Annotated in this window: 4 protein-coding genes; 3 read left to right on the top strand and 1 reads right to left on the bottom strand. The window is 38.4% G+C overall.

From position 1 onward, the window contains the following. The 3 genes from AC1DPZ_RS27385 to rpmA form a co-directional block, all read left to right on the top strand. Positions 1-357, top strand: a 357-nt coding sequence (locus AC1DPZ_RS27385; RefSeq protein WP_477409470.1) for a hypothetical protein, incomplete at its 5' end; no start/stop codon positions are given. Between the two features lie 75 nt (positions 358-432). Continuing rightward, positions 433-741 (top strand): 50S ribosomal protein L21, encoded by a 309-nt coding sequence (gene rplU, locus AC1DPZ_RS27380; RefSeq protein WP_477409468.1) that lies wholly within the window; start codon positions 433-435, stop codon positions 739-741. Positions 742-791: 50 nt separating this feature from the next. Next, on the top strand, positions 792-1199 hold the full coding sequence (gene rpmA / locus AC1DPZ_RS27375; protein ID WP_477409466.1) for a 50S ribosomal protein L27: 408 nt from the start codon (positions 792-794) through the stop codon (positions 1197-1199). Positions 1200-1305: 106 nt separating this feature from the next. Here the strand turns inward: rpmA and AC1DPZ_RS27370 are convergent. Further along, positions 1306-1688 (bottom strand): hypothetical protein (locus tag AC1DPZ_RS27370; RefSeq protein WP_477409464.1); only part of this gene is annotated, 383 nt, incomplete at its 5' end.

Here is a 1688-nt window from a genome sequence, read left to right as displayed (position 1 = left end):
GAGAAAGACAGCCTGGTAAATAAATTTAATTCAAGTACCGGCGACTATCAATACCTAAATAAAAGAGATTCGTTGGTGAAAGTGCAAATCAGACTCACCGATAATGATCTGCTATACCTGCACCATAAGGCAGCCGACCTGGGTTTCTGGGATTTTCCCGCAAATGAAAAAGGAGATACTACTTCAGCCGATAAGCCAATACGATACGTCATTGAATTTAAATATAAAACCAAAACCAAGAAGGTAATCTTTGATTCGAATTTTGCCGGTGACCCTAAATTAATTGACGCCAACAAACAGCTGATCAAAGAAATAGACCAAAGCTTAACAACAGCCGAAAGAAGGCTAAAAAAATAAAATGTAGGTATGTTGTTTATTAAAATATCAATCCCTATATTTGCACCTCGAATTTTAAAACAATAATTAACAAACATGTACGCAATAGTAAGTATAGCCGGACAGCAATTTAAGGTTGCAAAAGACCAGCAGATCTTTGTACACAGATTACAGGGTGACGAGGGCGCTAGTATTGAATTTGACAGTGTATTGTTAGCAGAAAACGAAGGTTCATTCAAATTAGGTTCTGATTTGAAAGGTGCTAAAGTATCAGCTAAGATCGTGTCTCATTTAAAAGGTGATAAAGTGATCATTTTCAAAAAGAAAAGAAGAAAAGGTTACAAAAAGAAAAACGGTCACCGTCAACAATTTACCAAGATCGAGATCACTGGTATTACATTATAATTTAAAGTTTAACGGGAGTTGTTCTTCAATTCCATAAAAGATATTAAGAAATGGCACACAAAAAAGGGGCCGGTAGTTCCAGAAACGGCCGCGAGTCGCATAGCAAACGTTTAGGTATCAAAATTTTCGGTGGTCAGCCAGCAATTGCAGGTAACATCATCGTTCGTCAACGTGGTACTAAACACAATCCGGGCGTTAACGTAGGTATCGGCAGAGATCATACATTATTCGCTTTAGCCGAAGGTATCGTAATTTTCAAAAAGAAAGCTGACAACCGCTCATACGTTTCAGTTGTTCCTTTTGCAGAAGAGGTTGCTGAAGTAGCAGCAGCGCCTGCTCCAAAGGCGGTAGCAGTTGAAGCAGCTCCTGTTGCAGAAGTTGTAGCAGAAGAAGCACCAAAAGCTAAGAAAGCAGCCGCTAAAAGCATAAGGTCACGCATAACTTCTGTAAACAGGTAAACCGAATCTGTTTGTGTTTTAGGCTTACCTATCTTTTGAGCTTTAACACAGGATGAGAATATTATGATCAATGATGGCAATAATATTTTCTTCATCGTCGCTGGTTTTATTCAATGATCAGCTTTTTTAAGTAATAAGTATCCGGGTCAATAACTGGCATGCTTTTGCTTATCACTGTTACTCCTTTTTTATCAAGAGTATAACGTTTGGTAATACCATCGGTGGATATGTCTATAGGTAACGGCATATCAATATTTAAAAGCTGGACGAGATACTTATCTCCACGTTGTGCTTTTACATGCACTTCCAATTTATTGATAGAATAGATGTATAAATCAAACAATGGTTTCAGATCAATACCTGCGGCTTTACTAAAGTATTCCTGCACGTCGGCAGTAGTAACCAGGTTACTGTAAGTGTATTTAGCATCGGTTACGAAACCTTTCAGGGTAAGGAAGAAGACGGCATCGCCCATGACATATCGCAGTG

The organism is Mucilaginibacter sp. P4_G9 (genome assembly GCF_056400985.1).
This window is presented reverse-complemented; position numbering and strand designations above follow the sequence as displayed.